The sequence below is a fragment of the Nostoc sp. NMS2 genome, from assembly GCF_017115105.1.
Taxonomy (GTDB): domain Bacteria; phylum Cyanobacteriota; class Cyanobacteriia; order Cyanobacteriales; family Nostocaceae; genus Nostoc.
The window spans coordinates 29,940-51,944 of sequence record NZ_JABXKH010000108.1 but is presented as its reverse complement, the minus strand read 5'-3'; the positions used below and the strand labels follow the sequence as shown (position 1 = coordinate 51,944).

The 22,005-nt window shown below is 42.9% G+C and carries 10 protein-coding genes and 5 pseudogenes; 1 reads left to right on the top strand and 14 read right to left on the bottom strand.

Annotated features, from left to right (window positions below; genetic code table 11):
* Positions 1-97: 97 nt before the first annotated feature.
* From HWQ36_RS19660 to HWQ36_RS19625, 8 genes and pseudogenes are all read right to left on the bottom strand, one after another.
* Entirely contained in the window at positions 98-361 is a 264-nt protein-coding gene (locus HWQ36_RS19660; protein WP_292705419.1) for a cupin domain-containing protein, read from the bottom strand.
* A gap of 16 nt (positions 362-377) precedes the next feature.
* Positions 378-590 carry a hypothetical protein gene (locus HWQ36_RS19655; RefSeq protein WP_292705417.1) on the bottom strand — a complete coding sequence of 71 codons (213 nt, stop codon included), beginning with the start codon at positions 588-590 and terminating at the stop codon, positions 378-380.
* An 86-nt stretch (positions 591-676) separates the two neighbouring features.
* A complete protein-coding gene (gene pabB / locus HWQ36_RS19650) occupies positions 677-2,869 on the bottom strand; it encodes an aminodeoxychorismate synthase component I (RefSeq protein WP_292705415.1) in 2,193 nt (730 codons plus the stop codon).
* Positions 2,870-3,100: 231 nt separating this feature from the next.
* Positions 3,101-4,375 (bottom strand): annotated as a pseudogene (locus HWQ36_RS19645) (condensation domain-containing protein).
* 222 nt (positions 4,376-4,597) lie between these two features.
* Positions 4,598-9,286: pseudogene (locus HWQ36_RS19640) on the bottom strand (amino acid adenylation domain-containing protein).
* A complete protein-coding gene (locus HWQ36_RS19635; RefSeq protein WP_292705413.1) occupies positions 9,283-11,589 on the bottom strand; it encodes an amino acid adenylation domain-containing protein in 2,307 nt (768 codons plus the stop codon). Before HWQ36_RS19635 ends, HWQ36_RS19640 begins: the two are co-directional and overlap by 4 nt.
* Before the next feature lie 152 nt (positions 11,590-11,741).
* A pseudogene (locus HWQ36_RS19630) lies at positions 11,742-11,966 on the bottom strand (DUF4277 domain-containing protein); the annotation flags it as partial.
* Between the two features lie 201 nt (positions 11,967-12,167).
* Positions 12,168-12,638, bottom strand: a complete 471-nt coding sequence (locus HWQ36_RS19625) for a hypothetical protein (protein ID WP_292705411.1) — start codon at positions 12,636-12,638, stop codon at positions 12,168-12,170.
* A gap of 788 nt (positions 12,639-13,426) precedes the next feature.
* Between HWQ36_RS19625 and HWQ36_RS19620 the strand changes: the two are divergent.
* Positions 13,427-13,612, top strand: a pseudogene (locus HWQ36_RS19620) (hypothetical protein); the annotation flags it as partial.
* A 156-nt stretch (positions 13,613-13,768) separates the two neighbouring features.
* On the opposite strand, the gene mgtA reads toward HWQ36_RS19620, so the two are convergent.
* From mgtA to HWQ36_RS19590, 6 genes and pseudogenes are all read right to left on the bottom strand, one after another.
* Positions 13,769-16,405, bottom strand: coding sequence for a magnesium-translocating P-type ATPase (mgtA, locus tag HWQ36_RS19615; RefSeq protein ID WP_292705409.1), 2,637 nt, complete (start codon positions 16,403-16,405; stop codon positions 13,769-13,771).
* Between the two features lie 79 nt (positions 16,406-16,484).
* Positions 16,485-19,187: a cation-translocating P-type ATPase gene (locus HWQ36_RS19610; RefSeq protein WP_292705407.1), complete on the bottom strand. Its 2,703-nt coding sequence runs from the start codon at positions 19,185-19,187 to the stop codon at positions 16,485-16,487.
* A gap of 68 nt (positions 19,188-19,255) precedes the next feature.
* The gene (locus tag HWQ36_RS19605; protein ID WP_292705405.1) at positions 19,256-19,732 is read right to left on the bottom strand and encodes a pyridoxamine 5'-phosphate oxidase family protein; all 477 of its coding nucleotides are present in this window, start codon (positions 19,730-19,732) and stop codon (positions 19,256-19,258) included.
* 164 nt (positions 19,733-19,896) lie between these two features.
* A pseudogene (locus HWQ36_RS19600) lies at positions 19,897-20,331 on the bottom strand (potassium channel family protein); the annotation flags it as partial.
* Between the two features lie 288 nt (positions 20,332-20,619).
* Complete coding sequence (locus tag HWQ36_RS19595; RefSeq protein ID WP_292705403.1) at positions 20,620-20,877, bottom strand: hypothetical protein; 258 nt, start codon at positions 20,875-20,877, stop codon at positions 20,620-20,622.
* Positions 20,878-20,923: 46 nt separating this feature from the next.
* Positions 20,924-21,685, bottom strand: a complete 762-nt coding sequence (locus HWQ36_RS19590) for a DUF6544 family protein (RefSeq protein ID WP_292705401.1) — start codon at positions 21,683-21,685, stop codon at positions 20,924-20,926.
* Between the last annotated feature and the right edge of the window lie 320 nt (positions 21,686-22,005).

The following is a 22,005-nucleotide window of genomic DNA, read 5'->3' as shown; positions in this document are numbered from 1 at the left end:
GCCTTCTGCCTTAAAGCGCGTAACCTTTCATCATCACCAAAAGCTGACAAGAACCTTAATGTGGTTTCAAAATCGCCTTGTTTGCGGTTTGAAGCGTTTATGTTTGCAGTTCGCTACAATTAGCTGCCGCTACATACACTTGCTGAAATGGCTCTAAAATTGCTTTCTTACCATCGACATTGATTTCCACACAACCATTAAAAATCATACCCATTTGACTTTCTGGATGTTGATGAGGCTCAAAAATTGCTCCTGGCGAGATATTAGCTAATTGAATGACTATTTCTTGACACTGGAAAAGAGTCAATTCTAAGTCTGGGCGAATCTTTATCGTTTGAGGTTCTGGGAAAAATACTGACATTTTTTAATATGATTACCTATGCATGAAAAAGTTCTGATTGGAAAAGTTTGGGATTTTTGATCCCAATCACTCCCTGCTGCCTATTTTGCTGGCGGCCATATACAAGCCAAGCCGTTTGGATAGAGCCAATAACTTCATCAACTACTAATACATCAGGATTTTCTTCAGCAAAGCGCAAAGCTGCGATCCCGCTATCATACTTATCCACCAGCAAGTTTTGTCCCACCACGGGCTTCGCTGTCTCATAGGTAAAGGTATCCCAACGTTCTGTATTGACATAAGCCCTTTGGAATTAGATTTCAACAGTTTATACACCTATGCCCGCACTTTTTTAGAGCTATCAAAAGTCTCTGTCTCTATTCCCTGGATGTAATATTGGTCAGGATCAAGGGTTCCATGCGTTGTGAGCATCATGGCATGAATCAATGCCTTTGCTTTCAACATTGTTTCTTGAAACTCCATCTCAGGATCAGAAAGCGCTACAATGCCACCGCCAACGCCAATCGAGGTTTGCTCTGGAGTCAACACAGCAGTGCGAATGACAATATTCAAGTCAGCTGAACCATTCAATCCCAAAAAGCCGATCGCTCCTGAATAAACTCCTCGTGCTGACTGCTCTAATCGATCAATAATCTCAAGGGTTCTGAGCTTGGGAGCGCCCGTCATAGAACCGCCGGGGAAGGCATTACGAATGCAGTCTGTGGCGCTCATATCGGCGCGTAAATGACCGCGAATGGTCGTTACCAATTGATGTACTGTGGCATAAGTTTCTACATCCATCAATTTGGGAACATGAACAGTACCGACTGCACAAACCCGTCCTAGATCGTTGCGAAGCAAATCTACAATCATTAGATTCTCCGCTCGATCTTTTTCACTGTTCCACAATCTTTCACGCAGAATAAAATCTTCTTTGGGCGTTTTTCCTCGTGGTAGCGTTCCCTTGATAGGCTTTGTTTCTACCCAACCTTGGCGATCGATGTGCAGAAATCGCTCTGGAGATGAGCAGGCGATCGCTACATCGCCAAAACGCAAAAATGCAGAGTAAGGAGCAGGATTGATGCGGCGTAATGAACGATAGAACGCCAGTGGATCGGGTGTCGTGTCTGTGTGAATCTTATTTGTTAAACAAACTTGATAAGTTTCTCCTTCGTGAATTTCCTGCAAACATGTCTCAATATCATCAAGATAAGTCTTTTTAGACCGGTTTAATCGGAAGATAACAGGTGTCTCTTTCTTCTCAGGAACAACAGGTGACAGGGGAGGAAGGTTCTCAATCTGGTGTCTGATCCATTCAAACCAGGCTTCAGAGGCGGCTGTTTGTCCCTGCTGAATTAGGCAGAGTAGATAGAGGGCTTGCTCTTGGTGATCGATTACAATCATGCGATCGGCCAACAGAAACATGGCATCGGGTAAGGTAGAGGGGTAGTTTAATTTAGCTCCGCACTCTGCCTTTAGTTCATATCCAAAGTAACCCACAAACCCGCAGTTGAAATCGAAGGGTAAATCATCAGATGAGCAATGTCGCCGTTCAATTTCATGCTGGAGATAGTCAAAAATCCCCTCTGTTCTACGGCTGATGGTATCGGACTTGGTAACGGTGAGTTCTTGCGTTAGCGAAGCGCTGCCGCCTACGGCAGATCGCGCTTGATAATGAATCAGGAGACTGTTTTCGCCACTGTTATCTCCCATGAAGGAAAAGCGGGAAAGACCGGCTTCAACACGACTGCTGTCTAACCAGAATGCATTTAGTGAGTTGCCAAACAAATGCACAAACATCTGCTCAGTATCGGGACACAGACTCAGCTTGCGCGTACAAAGTTCAAATTCCTGTTGCTGTTTTTGGCAATAAGAACTTGAAGGTATTGGAGCAGTCCCGCTATTTCCGATCCAATACTGTTTTTTCTGACTATTGCCGCGCTCTTGGGCAAATTTGAAGGTAATCTGTCTAAAATTCTCGAACAGGGTTTGTCCATACTCAGTACAGATTGACTCTGGATGAAACTGCACACCCCATAGCGGCAAAGAGCGATGGCGCATTCCCATCACCAGATTGTCCTGTGTCCACGCTACTTTTTCTAAACAGTCCGGTAGATCATTTGAAACCAGCAAGGAATGGTAGCGCACAACAGAGAAAGGAGAAGGAATTCCTGCAAACAAATCAGTACTAGTGTGATAAACATCACTGAGCCGGCCATGCCGAACTTCCGGCGCATGAATAACTTTTCCTCCATACCCATTACCAAGTCCTTGATGTCCAAGGCAAACGCCTAGAAGCGGCACTTGGGTATTTTGAATAGCTTGACGACAGATTCCAAAATCTTTGAGATTCTCAGGACGACCTGGCCCTGGTGAAATCACAATGTTGTCAAATTCCCACTGTTGCAGTTCATCCCATGCAAATTGATCGTTGTAAATTACAGTAGGATACTCTCCATTGACTGCTGCAATTAATTGGTAAAGATTAAAGGTATAAGAATCATAATTGTCAATAAGTAGGGTTTTCATCTTGTGAGTCTCTGTGTTGTAAATCTTGGGAAAGAATAAGGAATAGAATTTTAGATTTTGAATCTCAGAGGATATTTGTCAAGTATTCAGTTATAAATCAATACAGTTCAGTTAAGCATTTCCTTCTTCTCTCTGCGTCCTTGGCGTTCTTGGCGGTTCGTTAAAAAAATTGAGTTTGACAAAGAGTTTTAGCCTGAACTGAACCGTATTCAGTTATAAATAGAGCTTCTGTCACCCACTATTTATTGTATTTTTTAATATTTCAAGATAATTTTGAAGCATTGAGCGAATATCTTGACTACTAAAATACATCTGATCGTATTCCACATATATGCTTGCATTTCCTGAAACTGATTCCATTGACACAGCATAATTTAAAGGAAAATTGAACTTGTCATGTAACCTTCTCCGGTATATTTTTAAGCCAAGATGTTCAGAATTATTTTTATCATTATGGAAATTCACGAAATTAAACGTAGCGAGAAACAACTCTATTTCTTGTTGGTCTGACAAAATTTGTAGAAGTGGATATCTAACATAAGGTTCGATATCAATTAGGGATTCTTGCACATTTTTAATTTGGACATTTTTATCTCCTATAATTGATTGACACAAGGGAACAATATTCCAGAACAAGCCCAAAGCTCCGAATGGATCAGATAATCTTTCTGTCCTACCATTAGAAATAACTCCTACAGAAACTGTATTTTCTTTCATTACAGTAGCAATTAGGTCAACGTAGGCACTCAAGAAAATTGCTTTTGGTCAAACTTTTAATTTTCGACAGAATTCACGTAAGTCAGCAATTATTTCTGAGTCAAAATGGTATTCTTCGGCAACAGTTTCTACTTGATTTACTGAAGCGCTTAAAGGCTTCAATGGTTTATATATATAGTTTCTTAAGTGAAGCTTCCAGAAATTTGATGCGTCTGATGAGCTAATTATCTCTTTCTCCAAAGTGACAAATTCTTTGTACACATTGGCAGCAGGTAATACTGTTATTTCTTCTCCTTTCTTGAGAGCAGAATATAAGTCATAAAGTTGGTTAAGGAATTCAATACTACTCCAGCCATCTGTAATTGCATGATGTATTGACATTAAGAATTCAAATCTATTCTTGGCTTTCCGAAAAAGCCATACTCGAAAAAGTGGCTCCTGGGGATTTTCAACGTTGAACAAGTTTTGCCTGTCTTGCTTTACAACCTCATCAATGTAATTTTCCTGTTCATGCGATTTGATGTTGCTAATGTCTTGCTCATGGATGGAAAATTTTAGATTCTTTTTAACCACCTGACATACTGGTTTTCCGTTAGAAGTGATAAATACGGTTCTCAAAGTCGGATGTTTTTGCACTAGCATTTCTAATGCTTTTTTAAAGGCATTTAACGAAAGATTGTCATCATATATATCAAATGATTCCTGTCCATGATAAACCCCCATTTTCTGATGATCATTTGAGTAATGATGCAACATAAACTCTTGCATTCTGGCAAGAGGATATGCCAATTCTGTATCGTCAGGTAGTAAATCAGAGATATCCTGTGGAAGTTCTAATAAATGTAGGGGAACTAAAACTTTATTTTCCTGAAGCTGGAAATTATTTACTGGTTTTTCAGATTCATCAGTATCAATAGATAAACAATGAGCAATTAGCGATCGCAAGCTTGCTGCAAAATCTTGGGCAAGATTTTCAATTGTGGCAGAGGAGTGAAAATTTTCGCTGTATGTCTAATCCAGTTTGAACTGACTCTCTACTACGAGTCCGTTAATATCTAGTAGATGATTACAAGTTTCTTGCTGGCTATGTTCTGCTCCCATTGATTCCGGGGCTAGTTTTAAGAAAGAATCTTCTTGCATTCCCCAATCGAATTGCCCCAAGTAGTTGAAACTTACTTCAGGTTGTGGCATTGCAGAGAGTTGAGAGGTGATCTCTGCATCCCCACTCAAATAGCGCAGCACACCATAGCCGATGCCTCGATTAGGTACGGCACGGAGTTGTTTTTTGATAGACTTAATTGCATCCCCTAGATTATTTGTTGCTTTTAACTCTAAAAGTACGGGGAAAATTGTCGTAAACCAACCGACTGTCCGGGATAAGTCTACATCTTCAAAAAGATCCTCCCGTCCATGACCTTCAAGGTGAAGCAACACAGAGCTACTGCCAGTCCATTTACTTAAAGTCTGCACCAGAGCAGTCAGCAGGATATCATTAATCTGAGTTTTATAAACTTTGGGAACTTCCTGCAACAGAGTGCGAGTTTCTTCTGCTGAGAGTGACATTGATACTATGCGGGCAGATGCTAAAGTGTTCGCACCTAATGCATAATCCACTGGTAGATGGGTTATCTCTGCACGTGAAATGCCTTGCCAATAAGTCAGTTCTTTGTTTGCAATATCTGAGCTTGCATAAGAATTCAGTTTCTCAGCCCAGTGTTTAAAAGATGTTGTCTTGGGGCGAAGCTGAATCTTTTCACCGCGACTGATTTGCTGGTAAGCTGTTTCCAAATCCTCTAACAAAATCCGCCAAGAAACGCCATCTACTGCTAGGTGGTGGATGACTATTAGTAATCGGCTGGCTTTTTTAGTACCAAGACTAAAAAACGCTACTCGCATTATTGGGCCAGAAGAAAGGTTTAAACTGGTTTGTAGGGAATCAGCAGCAGATGCGATCGCAGCTTTTTGTTCTGCCTCTAGTATTGCAGACATATCTACATGAGAAAAAGGAATAGTATCATCAGGATTAGTGTTAATCTGTTACCAATCTGAGTCAGACTGCACAAAACGTAAGCGCAGTGCATCATGATGTAACAATAATTGTTGCACTACCTGCGACAAAAGATTGGGGTCGAGTGTTTGCGGTACTTTCAGCAGCAATGACTGGTTAAAGTGGTGAGGTTCTGGGAAATTTTGGGCAAAAAACCATTGCTGAATGGGCGTTAGAGGTAATAACCCAGTTACCAAACCTTGTTCTGCCCTCACTGTCTGGGTGACGTTAGTCACTGCTGCCAATTCAGCGATCGTCTGGTGTTGAAATATCTGCTTGGCACTCAGTTGCAGTCCAGCAAGTTTTGCTTTAAAAATAATCTGAATGCTGAGAATGGAATCTCCGCCCAGTTCAAAGAAGTTGTCATGGATGCCAATTTGTTCTAGGTGCAGAACCTCACACCAGATTTTGGCTAGTATTTCTTCAGACTCTGTGCGCGGTGCAACTATATCTTTTTCTAGCTCATGACGTGCTGTATCAGGCTTAGGAAGTCCACGACGATCAATCTTGCCATTAGGGGTAAGGGGCAGAGCATCCAAAATCACAAAGGCAGATGGTACCATGTAGTCTGGCAACTTCTGTTTGAGGAAGGAGCGCAATTGATTTTTGATTTCTGGCTTAGAGCGAGTAACGACATAAGCGACTAAGCGTTTGTACCCCGGAATATCGTCAGAGTCGATAACTACTGCTTCTGATACTTGCGGATGTGCGATCAGTACGGTTTCGATTTCCCCTAGTTCGATCCGAAACCCTCGCACCTTAACTTGATTGTCAATTCGACCCAAAAACTCGATATTCCCGTCAGGTAAATAACGAGCCAAATCTCCTGTTTTATAGAGCGCGAAGTCCGGTCTTGGGGTCTCCCCAAGATGAGGAACTTCGTAAGAGAGACGTTCTAATTTATTGAAGGGGTGAGTAATAAATTTCGCGGCTGTTAAATCTGGACGGTTGAGATAACCTCTGGCTAAACCGACACCTCCGATATGCAATTCGCCTGGGACACCAATGGGGACGGGTTGCACTTCGCCATCTAGGATGTAGGTTTGCACGTTACCAAGAGCTTTGCCAATCAGTTGCTGTGGTTGTGTATCCTCTAGTACTAGCTTCGATAAGTCGCACATCGTGGCTAATACCGTTGCTTCCGTAGGACCGTAGCCGTTAATTAACAACGGCGGTGACGCTAAATTATAGCAATGCGAGCGATCGTCCATACAGGAGTGCCATAGCTTCAATTTTTCTGGCAGCCATTTTTCTCCCCCAGTAGACAACAGTCGTACTGATGGAGGTAGGGTCTGATTTGTGGAAGCTAATTCAGACGTTAACTAGTTCCAGTATGCTGTTCCCACCATCAATACCGTCAGCTTCCATTCCCAGCACTTTTGCACAAATGTGGAGACAGAACTCAACATGGAGGAAGTACGCAGCACTAGCGTCGCACCAGAGGTCAAACAGGGATAGATTTCTTCTGCTGCGGCATCAAAACTGATCGATGCAGCTTGGAGGACACGATCGCGATCGCTTATCCCATACTTATCTCTTACCGATTGAGTGAAATTCACCAAAGACCGATGTTCAATCATCACCCCTTTTGGCGCTCCTGTAGACCCAGAAGTGTAAATCACATAAGCCAAATTACTGGCTTTAACCTCAGTGACTGGATTTTTCTCACTTTGGTCGCTAATTAACTCCCAGTCGGTATCTATGCAGATTACCTTTGCTTCATGATGCGGTATTGAGTCCACTAATTGCCGTTGAGTTAGCAGTACCAAAGCTTGAGAATCATTCAACATATGAGCGAGGCGATCGCTTGGATAGGTTGGATCTAGAGGCACATAAGCACCACCTGCTTTGAGAATTCCCAACAATCCTACTATCATTAAAGGCGATCGCTCTACACAAATCCCCACTAAAACTTCTGGTACTACACCTAGTTTTTGCAAGTAGTGTGCCAGTTGGTTTGCCCTGGTGTTTAATTCTCCGTAGGTCAGATGTTCCCCTTCATACACCACAGCTAAAGCATCAGGGTTGCGCTCCACTTGCTTCTCAAACAACTGATGGATACATTTATCTAATGGATAATCTACCTGTGTATTATTCCACTCAACTAACAATTGATGTTGCTCAATTTCTGTTAGCAGTGGTAATTGGGAAATGGGGTGCTGGGGATTTGTGATAATTCCTGTCACCAACGTTTGGAAATTTCCTGCCATCCGAGCGATCGTTGAATCATCAAACAGGTCGCTATTGTATTCCCATTCGGTTATCAATTCAGAAGCAGTATTCTCAATTGATAGAGCCAAATCGAACTTTGCTGTTCCCGTTTCTATAGGAAATGAACTTACAGTTATCTCAGGCAAATCCAAAGATGGTATAGGAACATTCTGGAGATCGAACATCACCTGAAACAGAGGCAAGTGACTTAAAGAACGTGCAGGTTGCAAAGCATCTACCAATTTCTCAAAGGGCAGGTCTTGATGAGCATAAGCTTCGAGTGCTACTTCCCGCACCATAATCAGCAACTGTTCAAAACTGGGGTTGCCTGACAAATCAGTACGCAGCACTAAAGTATTGACAAAAAGACCAATTATCCCTTCTATTTCCGGTTGATTGCGACCAGCAACTGGCGTACCCACTACGATGTCCTTTTCCCCTGTATAGCGATAAAGTAAGGTAATAAATGCCGCAAAAAACGTCATAAACGGGGTCGCTCCCACACGTTTGCCAAGATTGGCGATCGCCTCACCTAACGACCGAGGAAGTATAAATTGTTGATGACCTCCCCGGTTTGTTTGTACGGCAGGTCTTGGTCTGTCAGTGGGAAGTTCTAGTAAGGTGGGAGCGCCTTCAAGTTGTTGCTTCCAATAAGATAACTGTACAAACGCCTCTTGTTCCAACCACTGTCGCTGCCAAACAGCAAAGTCGGCATACTGTACGGGTAATTCAGGTAGTTCCAAAACTTTTTGGAGGGGTTTGTCAGTACAGAATGCAGTGTAGAGTGTTGTTAACTCTTGGACGAATACACCCGTTGACCAACCATCAAAAATAATGTGGTGTACTGTTAGCAGAAACACATATTCTGTTGAGTCAACCTGAAAGAGAGTAGCACGTATTAAAGGTTCTCGCTCTAGATCAAATGGTCGCACTGCTTCAGCTGTAACCAATCGTTGCATGTCGTCTTCTCGCTCCCCTTGAGGCAGATGAAGCAAGTCCACGATTTCTAGTTGCAAAGAAAGAGTTGCAGCAATAACCTGAACGGGTTGATCCTCTTGTGTTACAAAGTTTGTGCGTAACGCTTCATGACGACAAATAATTTCGTTCAGGCTTGACTGTAGTGCAGCTACGTTGAGTTGACCGTTAAAACGCCAGACGATTGGGATGTTGTAGAATGCACTATTGGGCTGTAAGTTGTCAAGAAACCACAATCTCGCTTGTGCAAAGGAGAGCGGGAGGTTTCCTGTCCTGCTAACTGGCTCAATTGCAGAAAGAGTATTTTGGTGTAGAAATGCCAGTATCTCTGCTTTGCGTTCAGCTATTTGAGCCTGGAGTTGTGGTGTCAAGATTCCTTTAGGAGCTTTGCATCGTAGCCGCTCACCTTCAAGAAAGAGTTTCACATCTAAACTACGCAGATAATACAGGAAGTTATATATATTCATATTTCAACCTCCTCGTACTCATCATCAGAAATATTAGAAGAACCTTCGAGTCCTGGTAATGTCTCATGAATCATCTGAAAATACTCAGCAAGACTAGCTATAGTTGGTGCTTCAAATAAGGTGCGTAAGGATAGATCCATCTGGAAGACTTTACGCAGCCGAGATATAACTTGGGTGGCAAGCAAGGAATGACCACCAATTTCAAAAAAGTTGTCGTAGATACCTATACTCTCTAAGTGAAGTACCTCTTGCCAAACAGCAGCAATGCTTCGCTCTGCATCACTTTGGGGTGCGACGTAATTTGCTTCTACGTCAGGTCTAGTTTGGTCAGGCTTAGGAAGTCCACGGCGATCGACCTTGCCATTGGGGGTGAGGGGCAGAGCATCCAAAACCACAAAAGCAGATGGTACCATGTAGTCTGGCAACTTCTGTTTGAGGAAAGAACGCAATTGATTTTTAATTTCCGGCTGTGAGCGAGTCACGACATAAGCAACTAGGCGTTTAGACCCCGGAATATCATCAGAGTCGATCACTACTGCTTCTGATACTTGCGGGTGGGTGATAAGTACAGTTTCGATTTCCCCTAGTTCGATCCGAAAACCCCGCACCTTCACTTGATTGTCAATTCGACCCAAAAACTCGATATTCCCGTCAGGTAAATAACGAGCCAAATCTCCTGTTTTATAGAGCGCGAAGTCCGGTCTTGGGGTCTCCCCAAGATGAGGAACTTCGTAAGAGAGACGTTCTAATTTATTGAAGGGGTGAGTAATAAATTTCGCGGCTGTTAAATCTGGACGGTTGAGATAACCTCTGGCTAAACCGACACCTCCGATGTGCAATTCACCTGCTACACCAATCGGGACGGGTTGCAGATAGCGATCGAGGATGTAAATTTGCACATTACCAAGAACTTTGCCAATCAGTTGCTGCGGTCGTGTATCGTCTATTACAAGCTTCGATAAGTTATAAATCGTTGCCAATCCCGTTGCTTCCGTAGGGCCGTATCCATTCATCAACAGCAGCAGTTCTTTTAAATTATGGACACGCGATCGCTCGTCCATACATTTTTGCCACAGCTTCAATTTTTCTGGCAGCCATGTTTCTCCCCCAATACACAACAGTCGGACTGAGGTCGGTAGAGTCTGATTTGTTGTTGCTAATTCCGACGTTAACTGGTTCCAGTACGCTGTTACCAAGGGCAATACTGTTAGCTTCCATTCCCAGCATTTCTGCAAAAATGTGGAGACAGAACTCAACATCTCGGCAGTACGCAACACTAGCGTTGCACCACAGATCAGACAGGGATAGATTTCTTCGGCTGCGCCATCAAAACTGATAGATACAAATTGGAGGACGCGATCGCTTTCCCTTATCCCATACTCATCTTTTAGCGATTGAATGAAATTCACCAAAGATCGATGTTCAATCATCACCCCTTTCGGCTTTCCCGTAGATCCAGAGGTATAAATCACATAAGCCAAATTATTGGTTTGTACCTCAGTTTGTGGGTTTTTCTCGCTGTGAGTGTCGATCAACTCCCAGTCAGTATCTAAGCAGATCACCTGTACTGCAGTATTTGGTATTGAGTCTACTAACTGCCGTTGAGTTAACAATACCTGCGCTTGAGAATCATTCAACATATAAGCCAAGCGATCGCTTGGATAGGCTGGATCTAGAGGCAGATATGCACCACCTGCTTTGAGAATTCCCCACAATCCGATTATCATTAATGGCGATCGCTCTACACAAATCCCCACCAAAACTTCTGGCCCCACACCTAGTTTTTGCAAGTAGTGTGCCAGTTGGTTTGCCCTGGTGTTTAATTCTCGGTAGGTCAGTTGTTCATCTTCATACACCACTGCTACAGCATCGGGCGTTTTTTCTACCTGCTCTTCAAACAACTGATGGATACACTTATCGAGTGAATATTCTTTTGTAGTATTGTTCCACTCCACCAACAACTGGTATCGTTCTGCTTCGGTCAACAATGCTAAGGATGAGATACTTTGTTCTGGATTGATTAAGATGCTTAAGAGCAAAGTTTGATAATTTCCTGCTATTCGTTCTACAGTGGCAGCATCAAACAAATCAGTGTTGTATTGCCAGCAAAGATGAAACTCACTACCAGCTTCAATAATCGCCAAATCTATGTCAAATGCTGCGCCTCGTTGATGTCCTTCTATTAGGTATGGCGACATCACTAGAGATGATTTTTGAGCATTATCGTACCAGCCATGCTTTTGCCAAGTTAAGGAAACTTGAAACACAGGGGAACGGCAGTTTTTACTTCTTGAATTTCCCATAATTTCAGATTTTTGTTGATGACTTTTAACTTATATCGCGCTTGTTCTGGACTTTCAAAATCTTCTTTTTTTAATTCTTTGAGCAGTTTCTCAACTTTATCTTTTTCTTTCTTTCTTTAGTTTTTTATCTAGTTTTCTTAAGTCACTATCTTTTCTTTATTATCTTCACTGTTATATTCTCCATGTAGATGAAATGATGTAGCATCCAAATGTGAATATTTCGTACTTATTTTAAATTTTTTAATCACTGATAATACAACTTCTATAAAGAGATTATTCAATCCATGTTTATATAAATTATCCATGACTCTTCCAATTTTATCATCATTAAGATAATCACTTTCTACATCTTCTACCAATAATATTTTGATTGCTTTGATTAGAAATCATGTTTAACCAAGCGTTTGATTGGTGTATAAGTTGTACAAGTTTTACTAAGATATTTTATTTTTAACCTTTATTTAATAACTTTTGAGCGTTTATCTCTCGTGTGGTGTAATTCCATTTAAAAAAATATTTACAACATATAAATTGGCTGTAGTAGAAGTATACATCTGTATGCCTCTACCCATATATCATTATTCTTGAATAAATTCTGTCTCTTGTTCTTTTTGGGATAATTTATTCTTTGGAGGTCTCTTAACCAGACGAACTTTCATCCACTGGAAGGAAACAAGGTTGAGTAACAGACCGATGATGAACAAAATCAGCATAAGCACAACCTGATACCAAGCGATCTGTTGCACCATCAAATCTGCAACAAGATGGCAAAAATTTAGTACGGTATATAATACGGTTAAACCAAAGTGAATGCTTCGGTAGCGACTCGAGTCAGTAAACACAGTAGCAACGATCGCAGCCATCGGGAACACAAAAAAGCCCAACATTAACCACATAATCGGGGCAACTTCTGCTATACTGTGTGCGTGGGAGTCAGCCACACTAAGACCGTGAAAAATAGGCATTAATCCCAACTGACTGTGAAAAAGAAGTCCCAACAAGAAAACGATCCAAAGGGTAATAATTTTTTCTTGGTGTTTGATTACCATACTGTTTGGCACTCCCCTAATTTTTTCAGTAATTCGAGTTTGGGTAGCTAACAGAATAAGAATAGAGTAGCAAGGATATTGTAGCGATAGAGTGCTTTTAAGCTTTCCATTTTAATTAGTGAGTTGGAGAGCATAATAGCTGCTACCTTCAGATATCCATAGTACTCTCTGAATCCTAATTTGAAGCAACTAAATTTGAGATTTTTGTAACGATTTGAAGGCTTTCAGTACAACTCATACAACCTAGACGCAATTCAACCTTGATTTCCAACAGCAGAATTTTAATTAGCCATTACCCCAAATTAGACATTGGCCCAAGATGGACGTATTTAACAATTGATAAATATTCGCAATAAATTGGCTGTGGCGTATGTGTTGACGAAAAAATGGGGTTATTGGGGGTGTAGACTGTCCCAAATTGAGCGCGTCAAAAGGACACTTACTCTGAGAATAAATGAGATTGCCACTCTCAAATCGTCTACCCAACAAGCATTACAGGTAAGTAGCTAAACAAAATTAATTACAAAGAAAGGCAGAGGGCAGAGGGCAGAAGAATCTGTACTTCATAGAGCATGACAGATGGGTGCTTGAGGTTAAGTATTTCTTCGAGTTTAAAATGTATAAAATAAGTCCATAGGGTTTGAGTTTATTACAAAAATTAATATATGTAACAGGATCTCACTAGAGCTAGAGTATTTTTTCTTAATTGTGTATATCCTTAACCAAGGAGAGAGTGATCACCACAGAAAAAGCTCTAGGATGAAAGATGTTAATAAAAGTTTGAGTTCTTGATTTTAGGATCAAGTTTTCGTCCTACGGTTAAGCGATCGCTCCAGGCATCACTCACTGGGATTCAAGAGGCAAAAAGAGCGTTTGCTCGCAAGGGTTGGACACAAGACAATCTAGCAGCAGAAGTCAACCTCAAGACTAAACAACCAATTTGGCGGCTTTTCAGTGGTCGTCCAATTGAGCGTCATAATTATTGAGGGGATCAACACAGCTTTGTTCTCACCTGCCCAAACCGTAAATTCCCCGGAGAACCCATAAAATAGCCACTTACTTTTTCAACCATATCTTGTCCACAAAGAACAAGATATGGTGTAAGTCACACTTCCCCATCAACTGAGAGACTAAAATTTTACGTGGCTGTAAAACACTCGTTTGACATTCTCAGCCGCAGTCACGTAGAACAACACGATCGCTCCCAGAACCAGCACAAAACTCAACGGCAACGGTTGAAATCCGAGTAGGGTTGCCAACGGTATCCAGGGAATGATTATTGTCACTCCAATGGTCGCCAGAGTTGCCATTAACAAGTATTTTCCCGGCTTACTGTTGAAAATGGATTGGCGGGTACGAACGACCAGCACAACCAGCGACGCAGAGATTACAGACTCCAAAAACCAGCCTGTTCTAAACTGTTGTGGTTGAGCGTGCAGCAGCAACAGCAGCGCCCCAAAGGTGAGATAATCAAATATGGAACTCAACAAACCAAAGACGATCATGAAGTTGCGGATAAACTTGATATCCATCCGGCGAGGTTTGTTGACTAATTCCTTGTCTACCCGATCTGTTGCGATCGTCAATTCTGGGAAATCGGTGAGTAGGTTCGTTAGCAAAATCTGACTGGGTAGGAGCGGCAAAAAGGGCAGAAACAGAGAAATTCCCGCCATACTAAACATATTGCCAAAATTGGCGCTAGTTGCCATAAATACATACTTTAAAGTGTTGGCAAATGTCACCCTCCCTTCCTTTACGCCTTCGATGAGGACATTCAAATCCTTTGCCATCAACACAATATCAGCAGCTTCCTTAGCGACATCGACTGCGCTCTCGACTGAAATGCCGACATCGGCAGCATGAAGGGCAGAGGCATCGTTAATGCCGTCTCCTAGATATCCAACTACATTCCCCGCTTTTTTGAGGGCGATAATGATGCGCTCTTTTTGGTTTGGCTCTACCTCGGCAAAGACATTTGTATCTTGTACTCGATGCATCAAGGCTTCATCACTGAGCTTTTCTAGTTCGGAGCCTGTCAACGCCTTTGCTTGGGGCAGTCCTATCTGCTGAATGATACTCATGGCAACCGCTTTGCTGTCTCCGGTAATCATCTTCGGGGTGATTCCTAGCAGTTGCAACTCTTTGAGGGTGTCAGCGATGCCAGCTTTAGGCGGATCGAAAAGAGCGAGGTAGCCCAAAAATGTCATATTCGTTTCATCGTCTTTGCTGATAGCTTGCGTGGCGCAGCCATAAGAATCTTGATTAAAATCACGATAGGCCACACCCAAGGCTCTAAATCCCTTACTGCCCAAGTCTTCAGCCTGTTGGTGGAGTTTTTGTCGCTGATCTGCAATAGCGTTGGCGGAGCCTCCCCGAAGGGGACTCGCTTTCCCCTCACCAGTCTCAACAGTTGAGCAAACATCCAGAATATTTTTTAGTGCGCCTTTAGTAATAATTAAATGCGTATTCTCATATTTGAACAGGATGCTTAGACGTTTGCGGTTAAAGTCATAAGGCACTTCATCTAGCTTTTGATAGCCAGAAATATCGAATGTTTTGTATTCACGAATCGCTGCATCGATGGGATTAACATAACCCGACTCAGAGGCAGCATTCAAATAAGCGTAAAGTAGAACGCGATTCGCCTGCGGGGAGTCTATGCCAACACTTTCTTTCCCTTCCACATCAACTGCAGAGTGAATTTTCACCTCTCCTTCCGTCAGCGTACCCGTCTTATCGGTGCAAAACACATTCATACTGCCAAAGTTTTCGATCGCGGGTAAGCGCTTCACGATCACCTGTTTTTTCGCCATTTTCTTGGCACCACGAGCCAGGTTAACGCTGACGATCGCAGGTAGTAGTTGAGGAGTCAAACCGACTGCTAGCGCCAGAGAGAATAGAAAGGATTCCAGTACTGGGCGATGGAGGTAGACGTTAGCGACAAAAATTAGAACTACCAAAATGAGCGTTACTTCCATCAGAAAGTAGCCAAACTTGCTCAGTCCCCTTTCAAATTCGGTTTCGCTCGGTCTGAGTTTCAGGCGTTCCGATACTTTGCCGAATTCAGTTTCTTTTCCGGTATGAACGACTACTGCTTTTGCCGTTCCACTAATCACATTAGTTCCCAGATACAAGGAATTGGTACGTTGGGCTAGTCCAGTTTCAGCCGGTAATATGCCACTTAGCTTGTCAACTGGATAGGTTTCTCCTGTCAGTGCTGCTTCATCCACCGATAAGTTTTTTGACTCTAAAACTAGACAGTCGCCCGGAATATTTTTACCTGCACTCAGCAACACAATATCACCCCTGACCACTTCCTCATTAGGGATTTCCTGAGATTGACCATCTCTCAAAACAGTTGCTTTAACTTGCACCAATGCCAATAGTTTTTCGACGGCGTTCGAGGCTCCTTGCTCTTGCCAAAATCCTAATAGCCCACTGATAAAGACGATCGTCAAAATGATTATGGCATCTGCCGCATCTTTCAGAAAAATCGATAACACCGCCGCAAAAATCAGAATCAAGATAATCGGACTCTTGAACTGATTGAGCAACAGCATCCATGCGCTCGATTTGTGTTTTTGTTTGAGGCTGTTTGCGCCGAACTCGCTTAGGCGTTGTTTGGCATCTTGACGGCTTAACCCGGAGGTTGTAGAGTGCATCTGCTGAAGCACCTGATCCGTTGGTAAGCTCCAAAACGTGGAGAGTTGGGGATTCATCGGTTTGGTTTGCGGTAAATCTTTTTGCTGCCTAACGCGACTCGGCAAAGTGCTGTCGAATCTTCGCCGCGAATTGTTAGCTTACTCTTTAAAATTGGCGAAGGTATTCTTCTTGAGGAAGATTTTCTTAGATAGGTTTTCCTAATTTAGATTGAATAACTCGTTGGGGTTGATTGAGAAACTTTAACTGTTCAAACCAAAGCAGAGCGATCGCCCCACCACCTAAACAAATTGCCAAATCTATTCGGTGTAAAAAGGAGAAGCTAAATAATTGACGCAAGAAGGGAACATACAACACGAACGCTAGAAAAACCAGTCCTCCACCAATCACCCACCAAAGGGCAGCATTAGGAGATTTCAATATTTTTAGGCTGAGGCGAGATGAAGAACTTTCACTCAAAATGAGTCCTAAATTTGCCAAAATTAATGTCGTAAACGTTAACGCACGGGCATCAAGTTCGCCTTGTCTGCGATATAGTGCAACCACAAAGACGACGAGAACAATTACCAAAATCCCCACCCCTTGCAGCACTGCCAAACTCAAAGTTTTCCTGCCAAATAAGGGTTCTTTGGGGTTGCGGGGAGGACGCTGCATCACCGTTGCTTCTGCGGGTTCGGCTTCTAAAACGATGGAGCAAGCTGGATCAATAATCAAATGTAGAAAGGCAACGTGAACGGGAAGTAATACTAACGGCAACTTAAACAAAACTGGAATTAAAGACATGCCAGCGATTGGAATGTGAATCGCTAGCAGATATGCCATTGCTTTACGGAGATTATCAAAAATTCGCCGTCCCAGTTTAACTGCTTGCACGATGGACGAAAAATCATCATCCAATAACACTAACGCCGCCGACTCACGGGCAACATCTGTGCCTCGCTGTCCCATCGCAATCCCGATTTGGGCAGATTTGAGAGCCGGGGCATCATTCACACCATCCCCAGTCATGGCAACGACTTCTCCCTTGGCTTTCAAAGCATTAACTAAGCGCAATTTTTGTTCGGGAACGGCTCGTGCAAAGATATTTGTACTTTGAATGCGTTGTTCGAGTTCAGCGTCACTCATAAGATCCAATTCCGCTCCCGTCAGAATGGCTCCCATTTGCATCAATCCAATCTGACGGGCAATAGTTTGAGCCGTTCCGGGATAATCACCCGTAATCATGACTACTCGAATACCTGCGGTATAACATTCTTGAATTGCCGCCGCAACGTTTGGACGCACTGGATCGGACAGTCCAACTAAGCCGATAAATTGAAAAGGAAAGTCATGTTGCTCATCGGGTAAATGATTTGGATTAAGCGACGGATGAGGCGGTAAAAATGGTGGCGGTGCATCAAGAAGAGAGGCTTTGGCAACGCCTAACACACGCAATCCTTGATTGGCCATTTCACTGATTTGGGTTGCCATAATTGTCTGCTGTTCGGGTGTGAAATGACAGAGATCCGCGATCGCTTCCGGCGCTCCTTTGGCTGCAATTTCATACTGCTTACCATCGGCGGACTGCCAAACGTGAGACATTGCCAATAGATGCGGTGAGAGCGGATATTCTCGTAACAGTATCCAATCGTCATGCAGATGTTCAGTATGTGCGAGATAGCGATTCTCCGAAGGAGAGGCTACGCCAACGCCCAATTCCTTAAATGCTTTCTCCATTGGATCAAAAGGATCTCTCTGGCTCGCCAGAATGCAAAACTCGACTAATTCATGAACCGTTTCGGGGAGAGACTCTCGTAAATGTAATTCCAAATTATATGGGTGAGAGTTTTCTGCATGGTTGTATGCAAATAGCTGTTGTACTGCCATCTGATTCAGCGTCAGCGTCCCGGTTTTATCGACACACAGAACCGTTGCGGAACCCAAGGTTTCCACGGCAGAAGCGCGACGAGCTAAAACGTGTTTCTGAGAAATGCGCCAAGCACCCAAGGCTAAGAAAATCGTCACGACAACCGGAAATTCATTCGGCAAAATTGCCATCGCTAGGGTAATACCTGCGAGAAATCCTTTGAGCCAATCTCCTCGCGTGATTCCATAAATAACAACGATCGCTACACACAACAATAAAGCGATGCCAAACAGACGGCTTACCAACCGAGTCATTTCTTGTTGTAGGGGAGTCGGTTCCGGCTTGACTTTTTGTAAGGCGTTACCAATCTTGCCCATCTCTGTTTGAGCGCCCACCGCTTGGACTTGAGCAATTCCCTGTCCCTGAACTACCAAGGTTCCAGAATATACAAAGGGCAACTCATCTCCCCCTGGACGTGCCATATCCACGGTACCGGCGGCAGCAACTTTGCGAACAGGTAGGGATTCCCCAGTGAGTAACGACTCATCAGTTGAAAGATTTGTGCAAGATAGTACCATTGCATCGGCAGGAACGCGATCGCCTTCTGCTAGAACTAAGACATCTCCCCGAACAACTTCTCGCCCCGCAATCCGTTTTCGCTCACCATCCCGAATCACCAAGGCGCGAGGACTGGAAAGATCGCGCAAGGCTTCTAGGGCGTGTTCAGTCTTACCTTCCTGGTAAAGGCTAATCCCGGTGATGAAGAAGACGAAACCTAGCAAAATGAGGGCTTCCTGTAGATCGCCTAAAATCCAATAAATGATACCACCACCGACTAGCAAGAGGAAGATCGGATCTTGAACGGTTTCCCAAGCGAACGATAAAATATTGCGAGAGCGAGCCGAGGGGAGTTCATTGTAGCCTTCGTTTTTAAGCCGAGCGATTGCTGTCGCAGACGGCAAGCCGTAAGCGTCTTGCTCAGATAAGCCAGCGACAGTATTGAGATGCTGTGCATGTTCTGCATGAACGACTGGAGAAACCATAATTCAGCTTTTTCCTATAGAGAACTCCACAAAAAGAAATTGGCAATGTTGAACAGAAATATAATTATCTATAATTGCTTTAAGTTTTCAATTTTATTGAGGCTGCTAGCTCCATCAGTAGTACGTCCTGTCATCTCGCTCTGAAAAATACGGTAGATCGCAATTGCCTCTGCACGTCCCCAGGAGTCGAGCCAAGTTCGATTCATTGCAGGAGAAAGTGTTGGATTTCGCTCTTTAATGAATTTCATTGCATGATCAATATCTTCCTTTACAGTAAGACGTTCCACTCGACCCATTACAATCACGCTGCGCCAATGAAGCGGATCGTGAATTTCTTCTACCTGTAGGCAGATTTCTGGATTTGCATCTATGTCATGAGTCTTCATGCCGACCGTTGTAAATAAGTAGATGTCTGAATCTTGGAAATAATAAAACATTGGGACAACGTAGGGTTTGCCTTCGTGTATACAGCCCAGATGACCGTATCCTGCTTGTTGTAGCAATTCGTGTATTTCTTTTGAACTCATTTCATCAATATCTAACATTATTATTCTCCTAAAGATTTAGTTGATTAAAGAACAAGGACACTCGTGGAATGAGCATTTTTTTCACGATTGCAGAAGCATGATTAATTTAATGTGTGAATTGATTAACTACAGCACAAAAGTTATTTATTACTAAGATCGAGATTCCCGTTCAAGTTAGCAAGTCATTGGTCTAAATCTCGTCGTGCTAAAGCTTGAATCTCAGTTCGCAGTGCGGTAATTTCTGCTTGCAAGGCTTTAATTGATTTTACACCCGCTAGTTCTGCTTGATCATTCTCGGCATCCTAACCAACAAAGAATGTTGCCAGGGTTGCCGTCACATAACCACTGACTGCAAACGCATACAGTGCCAGGAAAAAACATAGTACCCGCCCTTCTGCCGTTTTTGGAAAGTAATCAGACCCGATCGTAGTCATTACCATTGCCGTCCACCACAGCGCAGTGCCATAGTCGGTAATTGTGCCATCAGGAAGTTCACGCTCAAACGCATAAATTCCAGCCGCTCCAATTAGAGTGACAATTATGGTTAATCCCACCACATAGCCAAACCCTCGCCGCCCAATACTGGCTCCCAAGACTCGCATTCCTTTGGCAGATCGTTGATAAACGAATCAAAATCGCCGTACTGATCGAAGTCGGTCGTACCAAACATATCATCGAGCATAAAGGAATGAAAAACAATGGTTCATCAGGTGTAATCGCTCCTTCCGGTCTTGTGAAATCCGGTTTTGTCACAGCAGGGTTGACAATCATCAACTTGGCTTTACTTGAAGGAACCAGATTTAAATTCATTTTATCCAAAATATAAAATTTGATAAATTTATCAGTAGACATATTGTTTATGTTGATAGAAACTAGAGTTTTGTGAACAATACAGAGTTGGTGAGTTATTCAAGATAAGACGAGAACAGCATTGAAAGTGCAAAACTCCCGATAAACGTCAACGTTGATAAGTTTGTATCTTGAGTTTGATGCGCTTCAGGAAGAATTTCTTCAACGATCGCCAACAACACCCCAGCAGCAGCGTGCAGTGCAAGTCCTAATGTTTGTTTTGATGATGGTAAGGCTTCAGCAATCATTGCTCCCATGAAGTTGCTGACAACGGGCAAAGCTGATAGTGTTAGAGCAAATAGAAATTCCTGCATGGTCAGGCTCCGCTAGTCGTAACAGACTTTTTGATGTTTGATCGGTCTACCGATAGATTGCATCATCGATTGTGGCTCGGAAGAATTCGCCCTCTGACTCAAACCGCTCAGTGCCAAAGTACCATCCAATTCGTAGACGGGTCGGAATGGTGTAGCCGGAGAATGTGCCCTCTTCCTCTAAAATTCCACCAAAATCCATATAATGAAACTCAGAGCCATCAAGGTTATTCCAGCGCGGTAGCTTGAAGGTCTTCAGCCGACCCGTTTGATCGATGCTAAAATCTAGTTCGGCTCTCTCACCTTGCACTAAAAAACTAGAATGCAAATTAGAATCTGAATGCGATGAATCCGTTGTTGTCCATAAAACATCATCACCACACAACACAGATGGCAAACAGATTGACTCAGACTGAAGACGACCAACCGCAGACCGCGTAATATCGGAACCCGAAGCTATCATCACCGGGAAAATTCCTAAAAGCTTCCACTGCATTGCACCTACACCGTCTATAATCCGATCCGATCCCACAATTGGCAAACCCTTCATCCATGCCGTAGCACTCCAAATCAGTCCATGCTCCCAGCAAATGACTTGCTCTGCTTTGAATGGAATCCAACTCTTCAATTTGATTTCGCCGTGCATCTGCAATCGAACCGCAGATGCGATCGCAGTTCCAGGAGCGATCGCGTGTTCGAGATATCGTCTTGCTGCTTCTGGTAAATGAGAGAGTTCATCTGAATGAAATACACGATCCTTAGATATTGCTGAATCCCATAGCGTATTGAGAGAAATCTGTTTAGTCATCATTGCCGCCAGTATTTTTAATTAAGAATTTGATAGATTGTGATGATAAAAATGATTATGAAAATAGATGTATAGATCGACTTAGTATATTTGGCTAACCAACTTGGAAGATAAATATCAAAATTGTCCTTTTTGGAATTTGAATATTTTCGGGCAAGCAGATTTAATGTGCAGTGTAATTTAAACGTTAGTAGGGTTATACCTTCTATCAATACAAATCCATAACCAATCCCAACGTCCAGTAAAAACCCTTTTAATATTTGAGTTAACAACTTTAACTTCTGGCATTACTGTGACGGGAGTTTGTTCTATTTCCTGAATGA